A 990-nucleotide genomic window follows, 5' to 3' on the forward strand; every position below is an offset into this window, starting at 1 on the left:
CTAGTGTCCTGAGTCTGGAATTTCATTCATAAATGTAGACTGAGCTTGTGGCGCGGACGGGGCGGCCGAAGGCCGAGTTGATGTTGTCGGACGATGAGCGGGCTGCCCTGGAAGGGTGGGTGCGCCGCCGGTCCACGCCGCAGGCCTGGGCGTTGCGGTGCCGGATCATCCTGGAATGCGCGAGTGGCGCGTCGAACAAGGACGTTGCGGAGCGGCTGGGGTCCACGCCGCACGCGGTGGGCCGGTGGCGGGCCCGGTTCGTCGACGGGCCTGTCGCAGTCGACCGTGTCGCGGGTCTGGCGGGCGTTCGGCCTGCAGCCGCACCGCGCCGAGACGTTCAAGCTGTCCACCGACCCGTACTTCGTCGACAAGGTCCACGACGTGGTCGGCCTCTACCTCGACCCGCCCGAGCGGGCCCTGGTCTTCTGCGTGGACGAGAAGTCCCAGATCCAGGCGCTCGACCGCTCTCAGCCCGTGCTGCCGATGATGCCGGGCGTGCCGCAGCGGATGACCGCCGACTACGTCCGACACGGCACCACCACGCTGTTCGCCGCGCTCGAGGTCGCCACCGGCAAAGTCATCGGCTCACTGCACCGCCGGCACCGCGCCGAGGAGTTCAAGAAGTTCCTGCTGCGGCTCGACAAGGAGGTTCCCGAGGGCCTGGATGTGCATCTGGTCCTGGACAACTACGCCACCCACAAGACGCCGGCGATCAAGACCTGGCTGGTGTCCCACCCGCGGTTCCACCTGCACTTCACTCCGACCGGTTCCTCCTGGCTCAACCTGGTCGAGCGCTGGTTCGCCGAGCTGACGAACAAGCAGATACGGCGAGGCGTCCACAAGTCCGTCCAGGCCCTTGAAGCCGACATCCGGGACTGGATCGCCACCTGGAACACCGACCCGAAGCCCTATGTGTGGACCAAGACCGCCGACGACATCCTCGAACGCCTCGCCGGATATCTGAAGCGAATTCCAGACTCAGGACACTAG

General features: G+C 66.3%; 1 pseudogene. It reads left to right on the plus strand.

The window, feature by feature from the left end:
• The first annotated feature begins 80 nt into the window (after nucleotides 1–80).
• Nucleotides 81–990: pseudogene (locus IE98_RS0141615) on the plus strand (IS630 family transposase).

Origin of the sequence: Streptomyces sp. NRRL B-24484, assembly GCF_000717715.1 — a bacterium.
GTDB lineage: Bacteria > Actinomycetota > Actinomycetes > Streptomycetales > Streptomycetaceae > Kitasatospora.